We start from the raw sequence: 22,409 nt of genomic DNA, 5'->3' as shown, positions 1-22,409 counted from the left end.
TTTTGTTCACTCAACACGAGAGACTCGCGATGGTCGGACAAAATATTCCCTACGCTGTCGAGCAAGTCGTTAGCCGTGAAAGCGGTACAGCGACGTCACGTACGGAAGTCGGTTGAACATCCAAAACGCGATGGGCAATCCGACAACGGTCACTGAGAGAAACGCGGCGACGTTGGCCCACGCGAAACTGAGCCACCACCCAACGAAGACGAAGTACGCCGCTCGTACGACGAGCGAGTGCTGGCCGCGGGCGGACGCTGGGTCGGAGAGTGACCGCGGTTCTGCGAGCGAGAGGACTGTCGGGACGAGATTGATCAGTTTGAACCCGATAGGGATGAGAATGATGGTGAGGTTGCAGAGCCACGCGGCGTTGACGACGATGGGCGTCGCCCACCAGCCGACGACGAGGAACCAGATCGCCCGTGTCAGTAGCGAACGTTGAGCCATAGAAGATAGACGTTTCCAGTCGTAAAATAGCTGTAGGAGAGCGAGCCTCGAATCGGAAGCGGAAACATTCCGAACAGCCTTCTCGTCCTCGTGGTAATTGCAGTTACGGTACCGACACTTTCAAGTTGAGACCAAGTCCAGTTGGAGACCATGCAAGAAGCCTCTCCACGGACTGCGGCCCACGACCCCATCTCGGCTCTCGTCGGCGACGACTGTAGCTGGTGTGCGAACGGAGCGTTGACCAGAGCCGAGTTCAAGGGCGACGACGCCGCAGTCTGCGACGATTGTGGCACACCCGCAGCTCGCGTCTGGTAGCGTGTGAAACGTACTGTCTGAAACGTACGGCCGGTCCGAAGCCGACAGAAAATCAACCCGCAATCCGACTGTTCTATCCCAATCCCGTCTTAGTCGCCCGGAAACCCACGCCCATCCCAAACCAATCCAACCGCCTCGCCAAAGTGTTAGAACAACGCTTCGAGTTCGTCGCCCTCGTCGTGGACGAGGTCGTTCAAGTTCTGCTGACTCTCAGCGCGAATCTCACCGATGTTGTCCTGTGTCTCGACGGCGACGCCTTGCAGGTCCTTGATTCGTGGCACGTCCGTGACGCCCGCCAGTAGCGTGACTGCCGCGACGTGGTCCTCGTTCAGCGGGTAGTCGCCGCCCCGAACTTCCATGCTCGCGGTTTCGTTTTCGAGCCACTGACGGCCGCGTTCGATGCCCTTACGGTTGAGGTGGTCCTGCGGTCCGGCGACGACGACCAGCGAACGGTCGGTGCTTCGGACCTCACACGGCATGGTGAGGCGGCCGAGTGCGGCCTTGCGGACGAGACTCGTCAGTCGGTTCGTCGTTTCGGTGGCGTCGAGTTCCTTGTCGGAGAAGCGACTGAGGAGTCCGCCGTTCGGGTTCTCGACTTGCTCGGTCGCGTAGCCGATAGTGGAGACACCGCCACACGCGAGCGTGTTGATGATTTCGCTGGAGTCCACGACGCTCTCGCCTACTTCGTCGCCCGCCTGCACCTCACCGGCGGCGAACAGCACGCCGAAGCGGCGGACGATTTCCTCGTTGATGCGGTCGTAGCCGCCTCGAACGGATTCGCCCGTCTCGCGCCACACGTCGTTGTCGAACACGAGCAGGTTGTCTACTTCGTCCACGAACGTCTTGAACGAGCGCGCGGCGTTCAGGGTGTAGATGCCGCCCTCGTCCTTCGCGGGGAGGACGCCCAGCCCGTAGACGGGTTCGGTGTAGATGCGCTTGAGGTGGCTGGCGATGACCGGCGCGCCGCCGGACCCAGTGCCGCCGCCCATCCCTGCAATCACGAGGAACGCATCGACTTCGTGGACCGGCACTTGGTCGATTGCGCCCTGAATCTCACCGATGTCTTCTTGGGCAATTTCGGCACCCATCTCGTTGTCCGCACCGACGCCGTGCCCCTTCACGCGTGCCTGCCCGATGAGGACGCGATTCTCCTCGGGGATGTGCTCGATTCCCGCGAGGTCGGTCTTAGCTGTGTTGACCGCGATAGCCGAGCGCACGACGTTGCTCCCGGTTCGCTGGTCGTACTCGACGAACTTGTCCACGATCTTTCCGCCGGCTTGCCCGACGCCAATCATTGCGAGCTTCATGTTTTGTGTCTCCGTAACGCCGATAGTGGTTCGTTAGCCGGACCGTTACCGCGAGTTAGTGCCCGACTTATCGGCTTCGTACGACAGGTCATCTGTTAGAGGTATAGTTATACACCGCCAAACTGGAGAGAGACCGTTTCACAGGCACTCTGTACTGACCATCGAAGTCGTTTCGAAATATGATACTATCGTTGTAGCACCGTTTCACGGGGCCGATAGTCCGTCGGTAGCGGCGACAACGGTTCGTAACCAAAAATCTGTAAAAACCGCATTGTAGTCACTCTACCCGGAAGTTAGTTTGTTTCAGGCACAACCAACTCCGTGTCAGGGTGACTGTACCAGCAGGTCGAAAGACTGTTTCGTCCTCGGTCGAGCAACGAAATACTCGGCCAAGCTTCGACGGGCGTATTATGACCCCGGCAGAACGGCAGGTATGCGACAATTCATCGTCCTCGGTCACGACGCGCCGACGACGGCCGACTTCTCGCTCGACGACCTCGCGGGCGGGGCCGGTCGCCTCGACGTCCTGTGTCGGTGTGTCAACTCCGCGTTCTTCCTCTCGCACGCGATTCGCGAGAACGTGCGCGTCTCGCTCGTCATGCAAGACGAACTGACGATTCAGTTCGAGGGAGAAGAACTCCGACGACTCAACCCCGACGAGCGAAGTACGGCCGCGCTGATTCGAAACGCCCTCGACAAGCAAGACGAAGCCATCGGACACATGGCAGTCGAGAGTTCGCCGGGCGTCTCACTCACCAAACGCGGATTCGAACCCGTACTGGAAGAGGCCGAGCGCGACGGAACCGTCGTGCAACTCCACGAAGACGGTGACCCTGTCGCCGACGTCGAACCACCCGAGAATCCGGTGTTCGTCCTCTCGGACCACCACGACTTCACCGAGGAAGAGCAAGAACTGCTCTCGGCCGCGGCGGACGAACGCGTCCGACTCGGCCCGGAACTACTCCACGCCGACCACGCAATTACAGTTGCACACAACTTTCTTGACACCGCAGGCTACACCACGTACTGAGGCATGCGAGTAAGTGTCATCGGTGGGAGTACAATTACGAGCGAAGAAGCAGCGACTGCAGAAACGGTGGGCAAACTGCTCGCCGAGCGCGGCCACACGGTCGTCTGTGGCGGCCTCGGCGGCGTCATGGAGGCCACCTGTCGCGGTGCGGACGCGGCCGGTGGCGACACCATCGGGATTCTGCCGACCGAAGACCGCACCGACGCGAACGACTACGTAGACGTAGCCATCGCCACGGGCATCGGCCACGCCCGAAACGGAATGGTCGTGCTGAACGGCGACGCCGTCATCGCCATCGACGGCGGACCCGGCACCCTCTCGGAGATCGGCTTCTCCGGCGTGTTTGCTCGGCCAATCGTCGGACTGGGGACCCACGAAGTAGACCACGTCGAGTCGGTCGAGACGCCTGCGGAGGCCGTGGAGTACGTCGAAACCGCCGTCGGAGAGTAGTGTTCTAATCCGCAACGGTTAAAGGCACTCCGGGCTTTAGTTCGAATTGCGGGCCGGTGGGGTAGCTTGGTATCCTTCGGCCTTCGGGTGGCCGTAACCGCGATTCGAATTCGCGCCGGCCCACTACCTTTCCCGCATTCAACGAACACCGAGCGACAGCGAGGAGTTCCGGATAGGGTAAGTAGGGCTCCATTTTCTACCTAACGACGCAAGCCGATGAGCGGAGCGGGTAGCCACGTTGGGACTGGAGTCAAGTAGTGCGATTCGGGTCACCAGTTCAACGTGAAACCGCAAATCACAATCTCCAGTCGGAGTCCCGTGTTCGACGAAACGTCGAACGAAGTGGTCAGTACTGTAATCGAGGAACGCGGACGTTATGGAAGGACTCACACCGGAAAGAATTCGTTGACAGACCCGCAAACAGGCAGGCGATAGTTCGTCACCGGGAGTCTCCGATAGTAAGCACCGGTCGGTCCGATTCGTTCGCAGATATCGTCTGTTGGACTCGATATCCCTTGCTGTCGTTGTCTTCGTAATATAGTTTCACCAACGTCTCCGTCAGGAGACCGAACATCAACATCTGGAAGCCGAACAGGATGAGAGCGACGGTCAGAATGAGACGTGGGGTCCGTGGAAGCAGTTCGGTACCGAACGCGTACTTGCTCACGACTGCGTGAGCACCGATGAGTCCGCCAGTGCAGACCATCAACACGCCGAGTCCGCCGAGGATGTGCAACGGTCGCGTTGAGTATCGATTCCAGAAGATGTGAAAGAGTAAATCGACGAAGCCGCGGATGAGGCGTTGGAATCCGTACTTGGTTTCACCGTGTTCCCGTGGTCGGTGGTTCACTTCCAGTTCGGTAATTCGATAGCCTTTGTTGTGGAGTTTCGCAGGGATGTACCGATGGCCTTCCCCGTAGATGTCGATAGAACGGAGAGTATCTCCGCGGTACGCTTTGAGCGTACAACCGAAGTCGTGGATATTCGGCCCGGTCAACGTTGCGAGATACGTCTGAATTTTCGAGGGGATCGTTTTCGAGAGTGGGTCGTCCCGGTCTCGTCGCCAGCCACTCACGCAGTCGTACCCCTTCCGTAACTTCGCAAGGAGACGAGGAACGTCCGCAGGGTCGTTCTGTAAATCGGCGTCCATCGTGATTATGTACTTGCCGAGAGAGTTGTCGATGCCAGCAGCGAGCGCAGCACTCTGACCGAAGTTCCGAGTTAGAAAGACAACGCGGAGAGACGAGTGTTCCTCAATCAGGTCACGTAACTGCTGTCGCGTCCCGTCCGTACTACCGTCGTCGACGATTACGACTTCGTATGGGGTATAGCGAGCCATCTCGTCGGCTTCGAATACGTCGGCTATCTCGGTTAGAAGGTCTTCGAGGTTCCCTCGCTCGTTGTAGGCGGGGATGACGACAGAAACTTGCATCGAATCGGAGGTTTCGCCCTCTGTGGAGGTACGATGCGAATCGACAGTGTCCGGGCACATTCGGTCGAGTGGTTGCTAAGCTATTAATAAAAACGTGTTGGTTATAGAACCATCGAGATAAGAAGTTACATGAAGTTCAGTTTCGGAGCGTGAATTGAATGACCTCCACGCGCTTACGAGCGATCGTTCCACTACTCGATGAGAATCGAATCTTGTCCGGAGTCGTCCTCGCTGGAATCGCGTTGCGAGTCGCGTTTTGGGCGGTCATGTACCCTATCTGGAAGCATTTTGCTACCTTCTTGGTACTCAAACAGCCACTGCTGCCGTACTTAGGGAACTTTCAGGGGTACAAACCCAGCCGAATGCCGTTCTACGACTTGTTTTCCGCACTGTTCTACGTACCAACCAGCCCATTTCTCGGCGTTCGCGCGGTGACCGTCTTCTCGCTAATCGTTTCGTGTGTGTCAGTGCTCGTGTTTTATCCCGCAGCACGGAGATTCTTCGACGAACGCGCGGCACTGTACGCGACGACGTTGTACGCGCTGTATCCGAAGCTTCTGGTATTGACTGCGAAAGGGTACCCCGAAGCGTCAGCGGTCGGTATCATCGTGATTTCGACGTACGCACTTGGAACGAGTCGTGAACGAAACGGCGCGCCTTTCTGGTCCGTAGTCGCCGGCGTCACCGCAACCTTCTCGTATCTCCTGTACGTCCCGGCAGTTCTGTACGGCATTTTGACGGCGGCGTTCGTCCAACTCGACAGTCGGATTCGAACACCGGTAGAAGGAAGTCGGCTTCGTGCCCTGAGTGTGCCGACGACGACGACAGTACTGTACGTCCTGCCTCCCTTTGTCGTCGGAGTCTTGTATCTCGTCTTCGGACCGCTGCAGAAGATACTGACGACCGCTTCCGCAGATTCTGGAACAGCCGTGTCGTCCCTCTTCGTGGATCCGGATTCGTACGGAGTTATGGAGAAGGTCGTCAGATATGTCGCCTACGAATACTTCGACTTTTGGTGGCATCTCCGTGGGTTCGACAAAGAGAAACACGTCCTCGGAACCGTCGAGAAGTTACAGAACTTTCTCGGTGACGCGTTTTGGATTTTCTTCGGTGGGTGGACCGGCATCACGCTGTTCCTCACCGTTATCATCTGCATCGGCATCGGTGCGATGGCGAAACGTCGAAAGCCCGCGGACGTGTACGTTCTCGGAATCGGTGCGGTCTACCTCGTCGCACTCACGTTCCGCAACGCTGGCTGGGTCGGTGCGTTCCAAACGCGCCACGTCTTTCCGTTGTTTTTCGCGGTCACGCTCACATTCGGAGTCGGTGCCGCGCGTCTCGTCGAGTGGGGTAAGAATGAACCGCTCGGTCAGCGGTACGCGACGGTAACGAACCGACTCAACGCGAACAAGTTGGTCCATCTTCTCGTTGTTCTCGGTTTAGTAGCCCTGGTGGCGAACGGCGGAGTCAACGCGTACCTTGCTGGACAGAATGACCGCGTCTCAAAAGAGGCCCCGATAACGGAACTAACGGCGGTGGCGGCGTCGGACGATACCGTCGCTGTAGCGAGTCTCGAAAACTACTGGTGGAGCGTCCTGTACAGTGAGGGCGAGGTTTGGCCGGTTCTCTGGGTGAACACGTCGGCAGCGGAAGATACTGCCAAGAGTAGAACCGTACGGGCCGACATTCAGGTACACGAGACGAACGAGCCACTCACGGGCACAGATCTATTGTATCTCTCTAATCCGTGTGGCCCACTGAACGAGTATCAGCAAACGTTAGCCGACACAGCGGTAGAAAGAGGCGGAAGTATCGTCATCAATCGTTCGCGCAGTAGAGGGACTCGGTGTCGGGTCACGGCCGTGTTGGTGGAATTACCGGAATGAGTCTTCGGACGGAAATTGTTCTCTGTTGGCATGGGGCCGAGAAGAACGTCGTCGGCACGGAGCGAACGGGGTAGTGTGCGACGTGAGTACGCCCGAAACCGCCACCATTCGTCTCTTTCGATAATCAACAGTTTTAACGAATGAATAAACTAGATCGCTGTAATGAGTGAAATTCAGAACGTTCTCCTGATCAGCATCGATTGTCTCCGTGCTGACCGGTTCGGAGAAGCGATAGACTCCGGACTCGTTCCGACGTTCGCCTCCCTCCAGAACTCGGGCACATCTTTCGAGTCCGCGTTCACCGTCGCGAACACGACGGACCCCAGTCTCACCTCCTTCATGACTAGCGACTATCCGTTCGCTCACGGGGTCGTGCAAAACGGATGGGGCCTCGATGAGAGCAAGCCGGTCGGTGCCGAAAAGTTCCGCGAAGCGGGCTACGACACGTTCGGCGTCGTCAGTGTCGATCACCTCAATCACGAACACTCGAAACTCGGTCGCGGGTTCGACCGCTATTTCGACGATGCCTCGTACGACACGCTGTACCCGATACTGAGCCGTATATACGACACAAAACTCTTCAACACGATATTTGGTGCGGTCAAGAACCTGGGTACTCAGCGATACAACGTCAAGAATCTGCTTCGAGACCTCGGGTTGATTCAATTACACTGTCGAACCGGACGAAGCGTCACTGACGACGCCATCGAGGGCCTCGAACGTGCCGACTCACCGTTCTTCGGGTGGGTCCACTACTTCGACATGCACGAGCCTCGTAACGCCCCGCGAAAGTGGCTCGGCGACCACGACGAGTACACCGCTGCGATGATGCACGTGGACGAACTCGTCGGTGAACTACTGAAAGCACTCGAAGCACGCGGACTACGCGAAGAGACGCTGATCGTCTTGACCGGGGACCATGGCGAAGCGCTCGACGACCACGGTTATACCGGCCACGGCCGAACACTCTACGACGAGGAGCTGCACGTCCCGCTGGTGTTCGACCACGACTCCCTCCCGGACGGGGGCGTCGAGCGTCAAGTTCGAACCATCGATATTCTACCGACACTGCTCTCGCTCGCGGACGCCGAACAATTAGAGGCCCCCGGAGAACCGCTTTTCGACGACGGACCCGTCGAGACCGACAGGCGCGTATTCGCGATGGCGTACCCGGAGTTCGCCAACGCGGTCGCCGTTCGAAAGGACGGATGGAAACTCGTTCGAAACCGCGATTCTGACGAGGAGCGACTCTACGACCTCGAAGCGGACCCGCACGAACGGGAGGACGTATCCGAGCGAGAAAGAGAACGCAGAACGGACCTCGCTGCCGACCTCGACGAATGGCTGGTTCGCTTCGAGGAGACCGGACGACAAGAGGTCGATTCGGAGACCGAAGAGATGCTCGCTGACCTCGGTTACAAGGAGTAGTCGTCTTTACCGACGTAGACGATACCGCCGATGAGGTTGTTCAACACGCCGAGTATCAGTTGCATCACTAATGCCAGCGTCAAGGCCGTTCCAGTCGCCGCACCGACCGACCCGAAGAGATAGACGTAGGACATTTCACGAACACCGAATCCCTGTATGGAGACGGGAAGAAACAACAGAACCTCGACTAGGGGAATGAACACGAGGAAGTATACCAGGGGAAGTTCCATTCCGAGACCGACGGCGACGACGTAATTATTGAAGATGAGAACAAGACGAAATAGCAACGAGAGGCCGATTACAGGGACGAGCATATGTCGTGCCGTACGATATTCGTAGACCGCATCATAGACCGACGCGAGTCGGTCGCCCACGTCAAACAGTTCGACCCGGAACAGAGTCCGTTCGAACATATCTCGGCCGAAGTCGGTGAAGAGGAGTGCGACGAGCACGGTTGCCCCCGGGATGCAGACGAGAAGGATAGCGACCACGACTACTGTAGGGATGCGATTCGAAACAAACAGCGTCGCAGTGCCGCCGATAGCCAATACGGTCAGGAGACCAGTGAGTCGCTCGACAAACACCGACGAAACCGCGTCGGGACCCGCTCCGTGATTTTGCTGCAGATAGTACGCACGGACGCCGTCACCTCCCACCATCGTCGGGAGGAATGCGTTGAAAAACTGTCCGATATAGTAGTAGACGAACAGGACCCGAAACGAGAGGTCGATTTGCTTGATCAAGAGGAGTAGTTTCCACTTGTACGCGCTGAGAGCAACGTTGAAGACCGCGAGAGTCGTCGCGATTAATAGAAAGCTAGGTCTGACGTTGGAGAGGTTCGTTACGAGTTTGTCGACGCCGACGGAATTCACAATGAAGGTAAGCAGGGCCACACTGATACCCAAGCGTAGAATCGTCGCCACTCGGTCGTCCATCGGACGGTGATTTCGATGGGAAGTATTTATATCTGAACTATTCATACTCACCGAAATTACGGTCAGTAAGTATCCCCATGGACCGATAGAGATAGAAAGCAATTGCGACGAATTCAGGCCGTTTTAGAATCAGAGGCTCGTTTTCGCGGTCGATGAAAGAGCGCACGAATCGTGCGATATCGTGAGCGAACGACGTCATGCATATGCTTGAGTATGGTATTTAATTCGGAAAGTACGAAAACGACCAAGCGAACCACGTACTTCCAATTCGTGCTGGCCTATTTCTACCTCACGACGCAAGCCGACGAGCGGAGCGTGTCGTGTACGACCTCTGCTTAAATACGTGGAACGAATGACTTCGAAACCGCCGTCTACTGTCGATTCCACTACTCCTTCGAACACTCTACTCCGAATCGATGTCGCCCCCGAAACCATAATTATCCAACTATATTCGCACATTACCTACGAAACTGTACAAAACACACGTCAAGATTCATTACTCATCAATTCAACAGACGCGTATGACTGGGGAGGACGCCCAGCGGGACGCCGTGCTGATACCGACGGGGTACCAACCCGGAAGCTATCCTTGCCTTCGCTCGCTCGGCAAGCGCGGCGTTTACACGCTCGTCGCCTCCGAGACCGAGGACGCGCCGGAGTTCAAATCTCGGTTCTGTGACGAACGAGGCGTCCTCCCGTCACCGGACGACTCGCAGGCGTACAGAGACGCTCTCCTCGGTCTCGCGGCCCGGCCGGACGTGCGGACGATACTCCCAATTCGAGAGGTGGACGTGTACCTCCTCTCGAAGTACCGCGAGCGATTCGGGAAACACGTCTCGCTGGCCGTCCCACCGGTCGCGGTTCTCGAACGCGTCCACGACCGAAAGCAGTTGTTCGACGCCGCCGCAGACGCCGGGGTCCCGATACCGGAGACGCAGTTGCTGAGCGACGTAGACGATTGGAGTCCCGAACTGATAATCAAATCCCGGTACAACCTCCTCTGTGAGGACCGAATAGACGGCTACCGACCGGGAACCGTCGAGGAGATCAAGGCAGTCGAACACGTCCGGCCGGGCGAGAAACCGGACGTGGCCGCCCTTCGAGCGCAGATGAAACACGACCCCATCGTCCAAGAATTCGTCCCCACGTCGGACGAGTACATGTTCGCCGCGATCTACGACCACGGTGAACCCCTAGCGACGTTCCAACACCGCCAGATTCGAGGGACATCCTACACCGGAGGCGGGAGCGTCTACCGCGAATCCATCTACGACGAGGAACTCGAATCAGTTGGCCGGACGCTCCTCGACCACCTCGACTGGCACGGCCTCGCCTGCATCGAGTACATGAAAGACGCACGAACGGGCGAGTTCAAACTCACCGAAATCAACCCCCGGATGTGGCAGTCGCTCCCGTTCACGGTTCGGGTGGGTGCTGACTTCCCGTACTACTACTGGCTACAGGCAACCGGTGACTCCGACCGAATCGACATCGGGCCGGAACCGGGCTACGAAGTCGGTACCGGTAGTCACCTCCTCTACGGTGAAGTCGGCTATCTGCTGAGCGTACTCCGAGACGAGTCCCCACACGTTCAGCGACCCTCACTGGTCGGCGCGGCGATGGCCGTGCTGGCGTCCTGTTACAAGCATCCGCACTTCGATTACCTCCGACTGGACGACCCTGGGCCGTTCGTCAGCGGCGTCGGTCACATGTTCTCGAAGCTCTCGTAGTTTGGTACGGCTTCACGCTACTCTCGGCCGAGCGCCTCGGCGACTGGCGACGGCCGGAGACCCTCACTCCGTTGGTACGCCTCGTACGCCACCGAGGAGAGTGCCCCTATCCCCAATGCCAGCACGACGCCATCGACCACGGTGCCGAGGTACGGAACTCGGAGTAACAGCGCGACGATGACGTAGCCCGTCAGCAACCGCGCCCAACGATTCCGAACCGTCTCGGTCTCGATGTCGGCGTAGGCGAGTGCTTGGGCGGCGGCGACGAACACCCACGTGCCGACGGCGAAGCGTCCGTAGGCGACGCCCACCCACGAGGCGACGAGATAGAGCGCGCCGCCAGCGAGCGCGAGCGGGAACCCGAAAAAGCTCAAGGCCAAGACGAGCAAGACGATAGGTGCGGCGATGAGAACTCCGACTCCGGCCAAGCCGCTCCGAATCGGGTGACGAGTGACCAGTGACGCCACGTCGGTCGAGAAGTTTGGGAGCCAGCCGACGAGTATCGCGCCGAGGAGCAGATTGACGAGAAATCCGTAGGCGTCGAAGATGCTGAGACTGTCTCCGCGGCCTAGTCCCGGCACTATCTGGAGGACCGTGCCGCCGACACCGTGGGTCGAAACCAGCGAGTCGTTAGTCACGAACTGGTTCGCGGCGGCATCTGAGAGTGAACCCTCGGCGTCAATTTCCGGCGGGTCACGGTCCTGTGCGGCGGCCGTTTGGTTACCGTCGTTCGATTCTTCGTCTCCTCCTCCGCGCTGCGTCGTCTCACCTGCGACGGTCGTCTCGTTTCCGGCGACAGTCTCGTTTCCGGTTCGTGCTGGCGTCCCGAGAACCGTCCCGTTGACCGCCGTCCGATACGCAGTCGTCTGTAGCGTGCCGACAATTCGGCCGCCCCGCTCGACTTCTGTGAAGATGCCGATAGCCTCTGTATTTCCCCCAACCGTGCCGTTGATGGCGAGTGCGCCGACGATAGCGTCCACGTCGCCTCCGACAACGCCGGAGACGCCGTAGTTAATCGCGAACGTGGTGACAGACCCACCGACCTCGCCGACGACTTCGACGTTGCCGCCGACTGCCGTCACGTCACCTGTCACTTCGCCCGTCACGACGACGTTTCCCGCGAGCGCGGTCACGTCGCCGTTTACGGTGCCGAGTATCAGCACGGACCCCGCTCCAGCGGTTAGGTCGTCGTCGAGCGTCTCGCCTCGTTCGACGACGACGGAGACGCCCACCTCGTTCGTCGCGGCGACTGTCCCCGGAACCATCGCAACCACGACGAAGAGGACGAAGGCGGCGACCAGTATGTGGTCGAGTCGGTTCGATGTTCCCCCATTCATACCCGCACTGCAATCAACCGACTGCAAAATAATGGTTCGGACCGACCCGACTCCCTGGAAACGTTGCAGTCGAGTCGGCCGCCGTTGATTTATAACGTATGCGCTCTGAACGCCGTACGGCTGTCGGGTCGGAAGAGTAGTAGCTCCGACCAGTACACAGGTCCTACTTTCGTAAAAATAGCGAAACACTCGTCCGGATTCATGTAGCTGTCAGTGCAAGGTAGGGGCATGGGTGGAGAGGACGCGAGTAGCGAGACAGTGTTGATACCGACTGGATACGACCCCGGCAGTTACCCCTGCATCCGGTCGCTTAGCAAACGCGACGTTTACACGCTCGTCGCCTCCGAGAACGAGGACGCATTAGAGTTCGATTCTCGATTCTGCGACGAACGTACCGTCCTGCCGTCGCCACACGACTTACAGGCGTACAGAGACGCACTGCTCGAACTCGCGACGCGGTCGGACGTGCGGACGATAATCCCGGTTCGAGAAGAGGACATCTACCTGCTCTCGAAGTACCGCGAGCGATTCGAGAAACACGTCTCGCTGGCCGTGCCGTCGCTCGACGCGCTCGAACGCGTCCACGACCGAAAGCAGTTGTTCGACGCCGCCGCGGACGCTGGCGTGCCGATACCCGAAACTCGACTGCTCAGCGAGGTGGACGACTGGGACCCCGAACTGATAATCAAGTCGCGGTACAATCTGTTGGCCGAAGACTGGGTAGACGGCTACGACGCGAACGCAATCGAGGAGGTGAAGACGGTCGAACACGTCCGACCGGGCGAGAAGCCAGACGTGACCGCCCTCCGCGAGGAGATGAAACACGACCCCATCGTCCAAGAGTTCGTCCCCACGTCGGACGAGTACATGGTCGCCGCGATTTACGACCACGGCGAACCGCTAGCGACGTTCCAACACCGCCAGATTCGGGGGAATTCTTACACCGGTGGCGGAAGTGTCTATCGAGAGTCTATCTACAACGAGGAACTGGAAGCAGTGGCTCGGACGCTTCTCGACCACCTCGATTGGCACGGCCTCGCCTGCATCGAGTACATGAAAGACGAGCGGACGGGCGAGTTCAAACTCACCGAAATCAACCCCCGGATGTGGCAATCACTGCCCTTCTCGGTCCGGGCGGGCGCTGACTTCCCGCACTACTACTGGCAACTGGCGACGGGGACCCCCGAGGAAATCGACACCGGGCCGGAACCGGGCTACGAAGTCGGTACCGGCAGTCACCTGCTGTACGGCGAGTTCGGCTACCTGCTGAGCGTACTCCGAGACGAATCGCCGCACGTCCCGAAACCCTCGCTGGTCGGCGCGACGATAGACCTACTGTGGTCCTGTTACGAGCATCCGAACTTCGACTACCTCCGACTGGACGACCCTCGACCGTTCGTCAGCGGCGTCAAACACATGCTTTCGCCGCGTTCGTAGCGAGAGCAAGAGCAGTGCAGAGAGACTATACCTGCCGCGTTCCTCTCTCGTACCAGCATGACCGAGGGGTTGGACGCGGAAATCGAGGAGACCGAATCCGTCACAGAACAGCGCGACGAGGTCGTCGCGCAGGTGCAGGACCACGCGGGCCAAATCGCGCGAGAACTCGCACTGTTGGACGGCGGCGACTACGGCCAACAGAACTTCGACACCGACGGTGGTGAGTGGACGCTCAAGTACGAAGCAGGCGCGATTCAGTACCTCCGCTTCGACCCGAAGTCGGGCAGCGAGACGTACGTCGTCTCTGGAAAGAGCCAACCGGACCCCGACGAACTCGCCGAAGCGATGGACGACTACGCCGCGTTCGTCGAGTCGTACAATCGCCACGTCAGGTCGCTCGACGGCGTCTTAGACGACGTGAGGACGGAGTTTCCTGCGGTCGAATCGGCCGACTCCATCGTCGAGGACCGAAACCGAATCGTCGCCAGAATTCGGGAGGTCGCGGACACGATGGCCCGCGAATTACAGCGGTTCGACGGTACCGAGTACGGTACCTTCGCGAAGCGCGCCGCCGGAAAGCGTTGGGAGTTGAAGTGGGACCAAGACGGTGTCTCGTACCTGCGTGTCGGCGGCGAGGGCGGTACGTATCTCGTCTCACAGTACGAACCGCCGTCAGCGCCCGAAGTGCGCAGACTCGCCGAGAAGTTCGGCGACTTCGTCGAGACGTTCAACGAACACGTCGAAGAACTAGACGCGGACCTCTCGCAGGTGTCGCTCGACGACTGAGTGCGACGGAGCAGTCGAGACTACGCCTCGCCGTTCCGGAGCGACTCGACCACGTCGTCGAGTATCTCCGCGAGGTCGTCGAACGCGTCGAGCGTGAGGTCGTCGGTAGTTACGAAGACGCCCGCACTGTCGGTCGCGACCCGGAGCAGGAATCCGTTCTCGAATCGGCGGAGTGTGTATGTGTGTTCGCCGAGTTCGGTCCCCTGGTACGCGTTCTCGGTGATGTCGGACTCTCGCCATTCGAGACCGATGAACGTCGTCAGGTCGGCGTCCTGTTCGAGGTCGCTTCGGAGGAATATTTGTTCGTAGTCGCTCGCCGTGAAGTACGTTATCGAGCGGAGCGCGTCGCCGACGTGTTCGCGGCAGGGTTCGACGATGCGGTCGGCGCGAGCGTCCGAGAGCAATGAGGTTTGCACACTACTTCCATAGACCCTACTACCAAAAGCCCAGTGGAGTGCGTTCGATGGGATGCTACTCGCTCAACAGTCCGCTGACGCCGCGCTCCAGAATCTCCAGACCGACTTGTGCGTCCCCGAGGTCGATGTGTTCGTCTACGGTGTGGGCTTGCGAGAGGTTGCCCGGTCCCCAGATGATGGCCGGAATCCCGTCAGCGACGAACTCCCGCGCGTCGGTCGCGGCTTCCATGCCCCACGGGCCGGCGGGCGCGTCTGCCAAATTTGTGGAGAGGTCGCGGAACTGTATCGCGAGGGAGTGGTCGTTCGGAATCGAGGCCGACGCGTAGTGCTGGACGAGCGTCCGCTCGGCTGTCACGCCCGACTCCCGCTCGACAGTTTCGAATAGGTCGTCTAACTCCTGTTCTACGGCGTCGATGGATTCGTCGGGGAGGATGCGCCGGTCGAGCAGGAGTTCGGCGCGTTCCGGCAGCACCGCCATGTTGGAGTCGGTGCCCGCTTCCAACTCGGTGACAGTGGCGAAGGCACGGCCACAGAGCGGGTCCTCGCGGCCCCGAAGGTCTGCGTCGTAGTCGTCGATGGCGTCCAATACGCGGCGTGTGAGGTCGATTGCATTCGTGCCTTGGTCGGGGTGACTCGCGTGGGAGGCCGCGCCTTCGACACTCACTCGGTACGTGGCGACTCCCTTCGCACTGGTCGCCACGCGGAAGTTCGTCGGTTCGAGGACGATTGCGCAGTCGCCGCCGTAGCCCGCGTCGATGAGCGTCCGCGTTCCCGGAATTCCGGTCTCTTCGCCAGCGGCGGCGTGAACCACCAGCGAACCGTCAAGCGCGCCGGATTCGATTTCGGACGCGAGGGACTTCGCGGTGAGCATGGCGAGCGCGAGGCCGGTCTTCATGTCGGCGCTCCCGCGGCCCCAGAGTTTTCCATCTGCAACGTCGCCCCCGTAAGGGTCGTGGCTCCACTGCTCGTGGTCGCCCGCCGGAACCACGTCTGTGTGGCCGTTCAGGACGACGGTCGGCGAATCGTCGTCTAGTTCGCCCACGACTGCGACGGCGTTCGGGCGGTCCATCTCGGGCGTCTCGACCAGTTCGGCGTCGATTCCCTCCTCTTCGAACCACTCCACGACGAACTCCACGCACGGTCGCTCGTCGCCGGGCGGGTTCTCGCTGGGAATCCGGACGAGTCGGGCGGCGAGGTCGGCGAGGTCGTTCGTCGGTTCGTCACCCGTCATCGATTACTCCACTATCGTCTGAAACGCCGCGTCGAGCGCACCCTCTACGTCCGCGAGCAGGTCCGCCTCGTGTTCGACGCCGACGCTGAGACGGACGAGCGTCTCGCTGATGCCCGCCTCGGCGAGTTCCTCGGGCGAGAGGTCCTGATGGGTCATCACTGCGGGCACTTCCACGAGGCTCTCGACGCCACCCAGACTCTCCGCGAGCGTGATGACTTCCAAATTCGCGGCGAACTCCGCGGCTTCCTCGACGCCGCCTGCGAGTTCGAAACTTACCATGCCACCGAAGTCGTCCATCTGCTTGGCGGCGACCGAATGATTCGGGTGGCTCTCTAACCCAGGGTAGTAGACCTCTTCGACTTGCGGATGTTCCACGAGGAAGTCGGCGACTGCTTGGGCGTTCTGACAGTGTCGTTCCATCCGGAACGAGAGCGTTTTCGCGCCCCGAAGGACGAGAAAGCAGTCGAACGGACTTGGAATCCCACCGCGGGCGTACTGATAGTAGTCGATTTCCTCGGCCAGATTCGCGTCTCTCGTGGCGACTGCGCCCGCGATAACGTCGGAGTGACCGCCGAGATACTTCGTCAGCGACTCCACGACAAGGTCGGCACCCTGTTCGAGCGGCCGCTGGAGGAACGGCGACGCGAAGGTGTTGTCCACGGCGAGAATAGCGTCGTTCTCGTGCGCCACGTCTGCGGCCGCTTCGATGTCGCCGACGTTCAACACGGGATTCGTCGGCGTCTCGAAGTAGACGAGCGCGGTGTCGGCGGTCACCGCCGCCGCGATTGCCTCCTCGTCGGTCACGTCCACGTGTGTCACGTCCACGCCGTAGCGGGAGTACACGTTGGTGAGCAGTTCGTGGGTCTCCGCGTAGAGGTTCTTCGCGGCGACCACGTGGTCGCCGCTCGACAGCAGCGAGAAGACGGCGTCGATAGCCGCCATCCCGCTGGCGAACGCGCTGGCGTGCTCGCCGCCTTCGAGGTCGGCGAACACCGCTTCGAGTTCGTCGCGCGTCGGTTGGCTCATCCGCGAGTAGCGATGCTCGCCCACGAGGTCGGTCGGCGACTCGTAGGCGTACGTCGAATTGGCGTAAATCGGCGTCATCAGCGCGCCGTGTTCGTCCGTGCCGTGTCCGGCGTGAACCTCCCGCGTCTCGAATCTGGGCCTGTCCATGCGTAGTGTGAACTATGCTAATACCCACGATATAAGTCCCCGTTTTTGCGGCGATACTGGGGAACGACGAGTAATTCTCGTTCCCCAGCGAACGATTCAATCTCACGATTCGGCGCGCTAAGCGGGCAATAACAATGCTCGTCGGCCTAGTTGAGTGCGTGAGAGATGCGTATCGAGAAACTCACGCTCGCCGAGTGGGAGCAGGCGCTCCCCGACGAGGGGTTCGGCGTCTTCCACACGCCCGAGGCACTCGGCGTCCTCGACGAACACACGGACGGAGAGTTGCACCTGTTCGGTGGGTTCAAAGGCCAACAACCGGTCGCACTGCTCCCGCTGGTCGTCCGCGACCGGCCGTTCGTTCGGATGGCCCTCTCCCCGCCGCTCGGGTACGGTATCCGACGACTTGGCCCGATTCTGATGCCGACGAGTCCGAAGCGCCGGAAACGAGAGCAAGTCAACAGCGAATTCGCCGAGAGCGTCCTCCGGGCGGTCGATGCCGACGACGCTCGGACGCTGTTTCGACTCTCCTGTAGCACCGAGTACGCAGACCCCCGACCGTACGGGTGGGCCGGACTCGACTTGGAGACGCGGTTCACCTACAGCGTGCCACTGGCAGAACGGAGTCCCGAGCAAGTCAAACAATCGTTCAGCAAGAGTCTGCGGCGCGACATTCGAGACGCCGAGGACCTGGACGTGTCCGTCGAGGTTCGGGGACTGGACGGCGCGCGCGACATCTATCGAACGACGAAGGAACGCTTCGAAGAGCAGGGCATCGGGTTCCCCATGTCGGCGGCGTTCATGCGGGACCTCGTGGACGCTCTGGACGACCGCGCGCGGATGTACGTCGCCGAAAGTTCGGACGGCGAGTTCCTCGGCGGCATCGCGGCGCTGTTCTCGAACGACGCCGCTTACTTCTGGAAGGGCGGCACGAAAGGTATCTACGACGGCGTGAGTCTGAACGGACTGCTCCACTGGCGAATCATCGAAGACGTTCTGACGGACCCTGAACTAGACGATATCTCACGCTACGACCTCTACACCGCCAACGACGAGCGACTCGCGCGCTACAAGGCGAAGTTCGGCGGCGAACTCAGACCGTACCACGTGGTCGAGTCGGCGGGCACACCGATGACTGCCGCGAAGAAAGGCTACCGCATGCTGGCGTTCGGCGAGAATCTGCTAGGCTGAGCGAAGAGAGTCCGTGAGGGGGAGTGACGAAGTTACTCGCGCGTTTCCCATACATTGATGTACGCCTCCCGAATGGATTAGCGCAACGCAGCATGTTGGTCGTAGTTTGTGGACTGCCGGGCGTGGGAAAGACTACCGTCGCCGAACGAATCGCCGAGGAGACCGACGGACGACTCCTCAGGACCGACGTCATTCGCAAGGAGATTATTTCGGACCCCGAGTACACCGACGAGGAGTCCCAGATGGTCTACGACGAGTTATTCCGGCGCGGCCGCGAGACGGTCGAAGCCGGGCGCACCGCGGTGTTCGACGCGACGTTTCAGGACGAAGCGGAGAGAGCGCGCGCCAGAGAACTCGCCGCCGAGTTGGAGACGGGCTTTCGCCTCGTCAAAGTCGAGTGCGCCGAGGGCGTCGTCAAAGAGCGCATCGAGAGCAGAGAAGACGACGCCAGCGACGCCGACTTCGAGATTCACGAACTCTACCGCGAGACGTTCGACGCCATCTCGGCCGACCACGTGACCGTAGACAACTCGGACAGTCCGGAAGAGACCGAGCGGCAGGTCGAGGCACACTTCTGACCGATGGTGGTCGAGCACCTCGACGCGCCGGACCCCGAGTCCGTCGTCGAAGCTACCAAAGCAGCAGTCCGCGACGGCGCGATGCTGACCGTCTCCGCGAACTGCCAAGTCGAGTACGAGGGTCGGACGAGCGGCCACCTCGGACGCGGCGACCGGATACTCGTCGCCAAACCGGACGGCACGTTTCTGGTCCACCAGCCGACGGGCCACAAGCCGGTCAACTGGATGCCGGGCGGCGGCAGCGTCTCCGCACGCGTCAGCGAGGGCGAGGCCGTCCTGCTCGCGCGCCGGACGAACCCCAGCGAGCGCGTCGAGGCGAGAGTCCACGAAGCCTACGCAGTGACTCGGTTCGACGCCACCGACGGCGCGACCTACGAAGAATCCGGCACGGAAGCGGAGATGCACGAGTACATCGAGTCGAACCCGGCCGTGCTAGAGAAGGGACTCCGCATCGTGGAACACGAGCGCGAGACGAAGTACGGCTTCGTAGACTTCTACGCAGTTGACGAAGAGGGGACTCCCGTCGTCGTGGAGGTCAAGCGGATTCAGGCGACGCTGAACCACTTCGACCAACTCCAGCGGTACGTGTCGCTGTACGAGGAATCGAATGGCGAGGTGCGCGACACGGAAGTGGAGCGGGCCTCGATTGCGAACGGCGAAGCCGCGAGCGACGTGCGCGGGATGTTGGTCGCGCCTTCTGCATCGGAACGCGTAAAGCGGGCCTTGCGCGACAACGGCTTGGAGTTCGTCGGTCTCTCGGAGTTCGAGACGGACGCGAAAGGCTCGATGGAAGCGAAGTTGAGCGACTTTTAGGTGTAGTCGTCACCACCACAGTCGAAGCCTCCCCGTGACGGCCCGCTCGGATTCGGACTCAGTGTCCTCGCGCCCCGCCGCGACGGACCGCAACCCACAAAAACTGACAGTCCAGTCACCAGACAATGAGTTCCGCCAAGCGACGACGACGCCAACTCGCGTCTGCCGTCGCCACGAATCTCCTCCCGTTGGTGGGCGTCGCTTTCTGGGGCTGGTCTATCGCCGCCCTCGTGTTGCTCTACTGGCTCGAACTCGGCAGTTTGCTCTGGTGGTCCACGGTGCGTGCGGTGTTCGCACAGCGCCCCTCGGAGAACTTCGGCGACCAACTCCTCCTCGGGGCGACCCGGTACAAGCGCGGCGGGCCGTCCATTCCCCGGACGAACCTGACGATACAGGTCCAGCACCTGCCTATCCTCACGCTCACGCTCCCAGTGCTGGTGCTGATATGGCTGTTCGCCGGGGCGTTGAGCATCGGCGCAATCGATGCGAGCGCGGCCACGAATGGTCTCGAAACGGAGCGAGCGACCCTCACGCTCGGCCTCGGAGCGGTCGGCATCTTCGTCGGCAACGGTCTTTCGACTGTCTCGAAGTACTTCTTCGGCCGCGAATACGAGGAAGTCAACGCACAGATGGCGCTCAAGACGGTGATGTCGCCGATGATGGTTCTCACGCTCGTGCTGTTCTTCACCGTGGGCATCGTCTCGGCTGGCGTGACTGGAGGCGTGTTGGTCGTCGCCATCGTCGAGGTGAAGTTCTTCTTCGACCTCGTGAACGTCTACCGCGACCGACTGCGAGCGTTCGACGAGCGGGACGCAATCGAGTTCGGGTGGGCGTACGACCCGCCGGAGTGGCCAGAAGTCGATAGCGAACTGTCCGAACCGGTCGAGACAGTGCGGCCGAAGGTACTCGCCGTCCTCGCTAACGGACCGTTCCACGGTCTCGTGCGCCCCGCACCGGCGTTCTTTCTCGGGATATTCCTGCTCGGGTCGCTGGCGATGGTCGCGCTCGGAGCGCTGGAGGCCGCACTGCTCTTCGCCACTGCCTTCGCTATCGTCTTCTGCGTTTTCTCCCTCGCCGGAGTCGCAGACGAGTCGATTCGCCACCTGACGATGGAGTATCGCCTGGCAGGTGACGTCGTCGGCTACGACCGACTGCTCGGCGAATCGCAGTGGCGCGTCTCGGAACGAGAACTCGCAGCGGCAGAGCGAGAAGCGAGTCACGTCGACCGACTCCTCGGCACCGAGACGCTGGTCGTAGAGCGAGACGACCGGACGATTCGACTGGTACATCTCGCCGACGCGGACGCCGTTCGTCCCGAAACAGGGTGAATCGATTCGGCCTATCAACCTTTCCCGTTCGAAAGAGAACGTACCAGTCATGCACGGAGACCTCCTCGTCTACGGTTCGTACGGCTACACCGGGAAGCTAATCGTCGAACGCGCCCTCGAAGAAGGCCACGAACCCACGCTCGCTGGTCGTGATGCCGAGCGAGTCGAAGCGCAAGCGACCGACCACGACCTCGACCACCGCGTGTTCAGTCTCGAACATCCCGACGTAATCGAGCGCGCGGTCGGTGAGTTCGACGCCGTACTCAACTGTGCTGGCCCGTTCTCGAAGACCGCCAGACCGCTCTACTCAGCGTGTCTCGACGCCGGAACCGACTACCTCGACATCACGGGCGAAATCGACGTACTGGAAGCAATCGCGGGCAGGCAGGACGAAGCCGACGCCCAAGACGTGACGCTCCTGCCCGCAGTTGGATTCGACGTAGTTCCGACCGACTGTTTAGCTCTTCACCTCGCCGAGCAGGTCGAATCCCCGACCCACCTCACGCTGGCTATCGACGGCCTCAGCACCTACTCGCCGGGCACCCTCAAGTCGATTATCGAGGGACTAGGACGACCGGGCGCAGTCCGAGAGCGTGGCCGCATCGAAACGGTCCCAGCGGCCTACGAAACCAGACAACTGGACTTCGGAGAAGGACCGAAGACAGCCGTCACGATTCCGTGGGGCGACGTTTCGACGGCGTATCGAACGACCGGCATCGAGAACGTCCAGACGTACGCGTCGGTGCCGGAGTACGCCGCCAAAGTGATGCGGAAGACGCGACCGCTCACGCCGATTTGGGGGTTCGGACCCGTCCAATCCATGATGAAAGCAATCGTGGACAAAGTCGTCTCCGGGCCGAGCGAGAAGGAGCGCGCCAAGCACACGATTCGAATCTGGGGCGAGGTCAGAGACGAGTCGGGCGAGCGCGAGGTCGCGCGACTCCAGACGCCAGACGGCTACGACCTGACTGCACAGACTGCAGTCGAGGCCACGCGGCGCGTCCTCGCGGACGAAGTCGAATCCGGCTTCCAGACGCCAGGGTCGGCGTTCGGTGCCGACTTCGTCACCGAGTTCGACGGCGTCGAGCGAGAGGACGTTGCGACGGGACCAACACCAACCACGGAGTCCACGGAACCGTGGTTGTGAAGGAGTCCGACTAAC

Annotated in this window: 21 protein-coding genes and 1 tRNA gene; 14 read left to right on the top strand and 8 right to left on the bottom strand. The window is 60.5% G+C overall.

Features of this window, described 5'->3' with window-relative positions:
• Window positions 1-69: 69 nt before the first annotated feature.
• A complete protein-coding gene (locus F7R90_RS01880) occupies window positions 70-447 on the bottom strand; it encodes a YccF domain-containing protein (protein ID WP_158055591.1) in 378 nt (125 codons plus the stop codon).
• A 150-nt stretch (window positions 448-597) separates the two neighbouring features.
• Here F7R90_RS01880 and F7R90_RS21990 point away from each other — a divergent pair, with 150 nt between their 5' ends.
• Window positions 598-762: an HVO_A0556 family zinc finger protein gene (locus F7R90_RS21990; RefSeq protein ID WP_192498379.1), complete on the top strand. Its 165-nt coding sequence runs from the start codon at window positions 598-600 to the stop codon at window positions 760-762.
• Window positions 763-908: 146 nt separating this feature from the next.
• On the opposite strand, the gene F7R90_RS01875 is transcribed toward F7R90_RS21990, so the two are convergent.
• Entirely contained in the window at window positions 909-2,069 is a 1,161-nt protein-coding gene (locus F7R90_RS01875; protein WP_158055590.1) for a tubulin/FtsZ family protein, read from the bottom strand.
• Window positions 2,070-2,502: 433 nt separating this feature from the next.
• Between F7R90_RS01875 and trmY the strand changes: the two genes are divergently transcribed.
• The 3 genes from trmY (at window position 2,503) to F7R90_RS01860 (ending at window position 3,672) form a co-directional block, all read left to right on the top strand.
• Window positions 2,503-3,099: a tRNA (pseudouridine(54)-N(1))-methyltransferase TrmY gene (trmY, locus tag F7R90_RS01870; RefSeq protein ID WP_158055589.1), complete on the top strand. Its 597-nt coding sequence runs from the start codon at window positions 2,503-2,505 to the stop codon at window positions 3,097-3,099.
• 3 nt (window positions 3,100-3,102) lie between these two features.
• Window positions 3,103-3,549 carry a TIGR00725 family protein gene (locus F7R90_RS01865; protein WP_158055588.1) on the top strand — a complete coding sequence of 149 codons (447 nt, stop codon included), beginning with the start codon at window positions 3,103-3,105 and terminating at the stop codon, window positions 3,547-3,549.
• Between the two features lie 50 nt (window positions 3,550-3,599).
• Window positions 3,600-3,672 (top strand) — tRNA-Pro (locus F7R90_RS01860).
• A 316-nt stretch (window positions 3,673-3,988) separates the two neighbouring features.
• On the opposite strand, the gene F7R90_RS01855 is transcribed toward F7R90_RS01860, so the two are convergent.
• Entirely contained in the window at window positions 3,989-5,041 is a 1,053-nt protein-coding gene (locus F7R90_RS01855) for a glycosyltransferase family 2 protein (RefSeq protein WP_158055587.1), read from the bottom strand.
• 98 nt (window positions 5,042-5,139) lie between these two features.
• Between F7R90_RS01855 and F7R90_RS01850 the strand changes: the two genes are divergently transcribed.
• Both F7R90_RS01850 and F7R90_RS01845 read left to right on the top strand, forming a co-directional pair.
• Window positions 5,140-6,867: a glycosyltransferase family 39 protein gene (locus F7R90_RS01850; RefSeq protein WP_158055586.1), complete on the top strand. Its 1,728-nt coding sequence runs from the start codon at window positions 5,140-5,142 to the stop codon at window positions 6,865-6,867.
• A gap of 162 nt (window positions 6,868-7,029) precedes the next feature.
• Complete coding sequence (locus F7R90_RS01845; protein ID WP_158055585.1) at window positions 7,030-8,295, top strand: sulfatase; 1,266 nt, start codon at window positions 7,030-7,032, stop codon at window positions 8,293-8,295.
• Here F7R90_RS01845 and F7R90_RS01840 read toward each other — a convergent pair.
• Entirely contained in the window at window positions 8,283-9,332 is a 1,050-nt protein-coding gene (locus F7R90_RS01840) for a lysylphosphatidylglycerol synthase transmembrane domain-containing protein (RefSeq protein WP_225741230.1), read from the bottom strand. The two genes, F7R90_RS01845 and F7R90_RS01840, sit on opposite strands and share 13 nt — an antisense overlap.
• A gap of 419 nt (window positions 9,333-9,751) precedes the next feature.
• On the opposite strand from F7R90_RS01840, the gene F7R90_RS01835 reads away from it, so the two are divergent.
• Window positions 9,752-10,960, top strand: coding sequence for a carboxylate--amine ligase (locus F7R90_RS01835; RefSeq protein WP_158055583.1), 1,209 nt, complete (start codon window positions 9,752-9,754; stop codon window positions 10,958-10,960).
• A 17-nt stretch (window positions 10,961-10,977) separates the two neighbouring features.
• Here F7R90_RS01835 and F7R90_RS01830 read toward each other — a convergent pair whose 3' ends face one another.
• A complete protein-coding gene (locus F7R90_RS01830; protein WP_158055582.1) occupies window positions 10,978-12,297 on the bottom strand; it encodes a bactofilin family protein in 1,320 nt (439 codons plus the stop codon).
• Between the two features lie 228 nt (window positions 12,298-12,525).
• Between F7R90_RS01830 and F7R90_RS01825 the strand changes: the two genes are divergently transcribed.
• Together F7R90_RS01825 and F7R90_RS01820 are read left to right on the top strand one after the other, a co-directional pair.
• Window positions 12,526-13,734 carry a carboxylate--amine ligase gene (locus F7R90_RS01825; protein ID WP_158055581.1) on the top strand — a complete coding sequence of 403 codons (1,209 nt, stop codon included), beginning with the start codon at window positions 12,526-12,528 and terminating at the stop codon, window positions 13,732-13,734.
• Between the two features lie 57 nt (window positions 13,735-13,791).
• Complete coding sequence (locus F7R90_RS01820) at window positions 13,792-14,520, top strand: hypothetical protein (RefSeq protein ID WP_158055580.1); 729 nt, start codon at window positions 13,792-13,794, stop codon at window positions 14,518-14,520.
• A 20-nt stretch (window positions 14,521-14,540) separates the two neighbouring features.
• Here the strand turns inward: F7R90_RS01820 and F7R90_RS01815 are convergent, their stop codons facing one another.
• The 3 genes from F7R90_RS01815 to F7R90_RS01805 are packed head-to-tail and all read right to left on the bottom strand — an operon-like array spanning window position 14,541 to window position 17,340.
• The gene (locus tag F7R90_RS01815; protein WP_158055579.1) at window positions 14,541-14,936 is read right to left on the bottom strand and encodes a DUF7522 family protein; all 396 of its coding nucleotides are present in this window, start codon (window positions 14,934-14,936) and stop codon (window positions 14,541-14,543) included.
• 55 nt (window positions 14,937-14,991) lie between these two features.
• Window positions 14,992-16,167, bottom strand: a complete 1,176-nt coding sequence (locus F7R90_RS01810; RefSeq protein ID WP_158055578.1) for a M20 family metallopeptidase — start codon at window positions 16,165-16,167, stop codon at window positions 14,992-14,994.
• A gap of 3 nt (window positions 16,168-16,170) precedes the next feature.
• Window positions 16,171-17,340, bottom strand: coding sequence for a trans-sulfuration enzyme family protein (locus F7R90_RS01805; RefSeq protein ID WP_158055577.1), 1,170 nt, complete (start codon window positions 17,338-17,340; stop codon window positions 16,171-16,173).
• A 165-nt stretch (window positions 17,341-17,505) separates the two neighbouring features.
• On the opposite strand from F7R90_RS01805, the gene F7R90_RS01800 reads away from it, so the two are divergent.
• The 5 genes from F7R90_RS01800 to F7R90_RS01780 all read left to right on the top strand — a co-directional run bounded on the left by F7R90_RS01800 (window position 17,506) and on the right by F7R90_RS01780 (window position 22,394).
• Complete coding sequence (locus F7R90_RS01800) at window positions 17,506-18,528, top strand: GNAT family N-acetyltransferase (RefSeq protein WP_158055576.1); 1,023 nt, start codon at window positions 17,506-17,508, stop codon at window positions 18,526-18,528.
• A gap of 92 nt (window positions 18,529-18,620) precedes the next feature.
• The gene (locus F7R90_RS01795; protein ID WP_158055575.1) at window positions 18,621-19,106 is read left to right on the top strand and encodes an AAA family ATPase; all 486 of its coding nucleotides are present in this window, start codon (window positions 18,621-18,623) and stop codon (window positions 19,104-19,106) included.
• Window positions 19,107-19,109: 3 nt separating this feature from the next.
• Window positions 19,110-19,919, top strand: a complete 810-nt coding sequence (gene nucS / locus F7R90_RS01790) for an endonuclease NucS (protein ID WP_158055574.1) — start codon at window positions 19,110-19,112, stop codon at window positions 19,917-19,919.
• A gap of 125 nt (window positions 19,920-20,044) precedes the next feature.
• Window positions 20,045-21,247, top strand: a complete 1,203-nt coding sequence (locus F7R90_RS01785) for a DUF6498-containing protein (RefSeq protein WP_158055573.1) — start codon at window positions 20,045-20,047, stop codon at window positions 21,245-21,247.
• A 49-nt stretch (window positions 21,248-21,296) separates the two neighbouring features.
• Entirely contained in the window at window positions 21,297-22,394 is a 1,098-nt protein-coding gene (locus F7R90_RS01780; RefSeq protein WP_158055572.1) for a saccharopine dehydrogenase family protein, read from the top strand.
• Window positions 22,395-22,409: the final 15 nt, after the last annotated feature.

This window comes from Halorussus halophilus (assembly GCF_008831545.1).
GTDB lineage: Archaea > Halobacteriota > Halobacteria > Halobacteriales > Haladaptataceae > Halorussus > Halorussus halophilus.
Note: the sequence above shows the minus strand (reverse complement) of the source record. Positions and strands in the feature narration are given on the sequence as shown.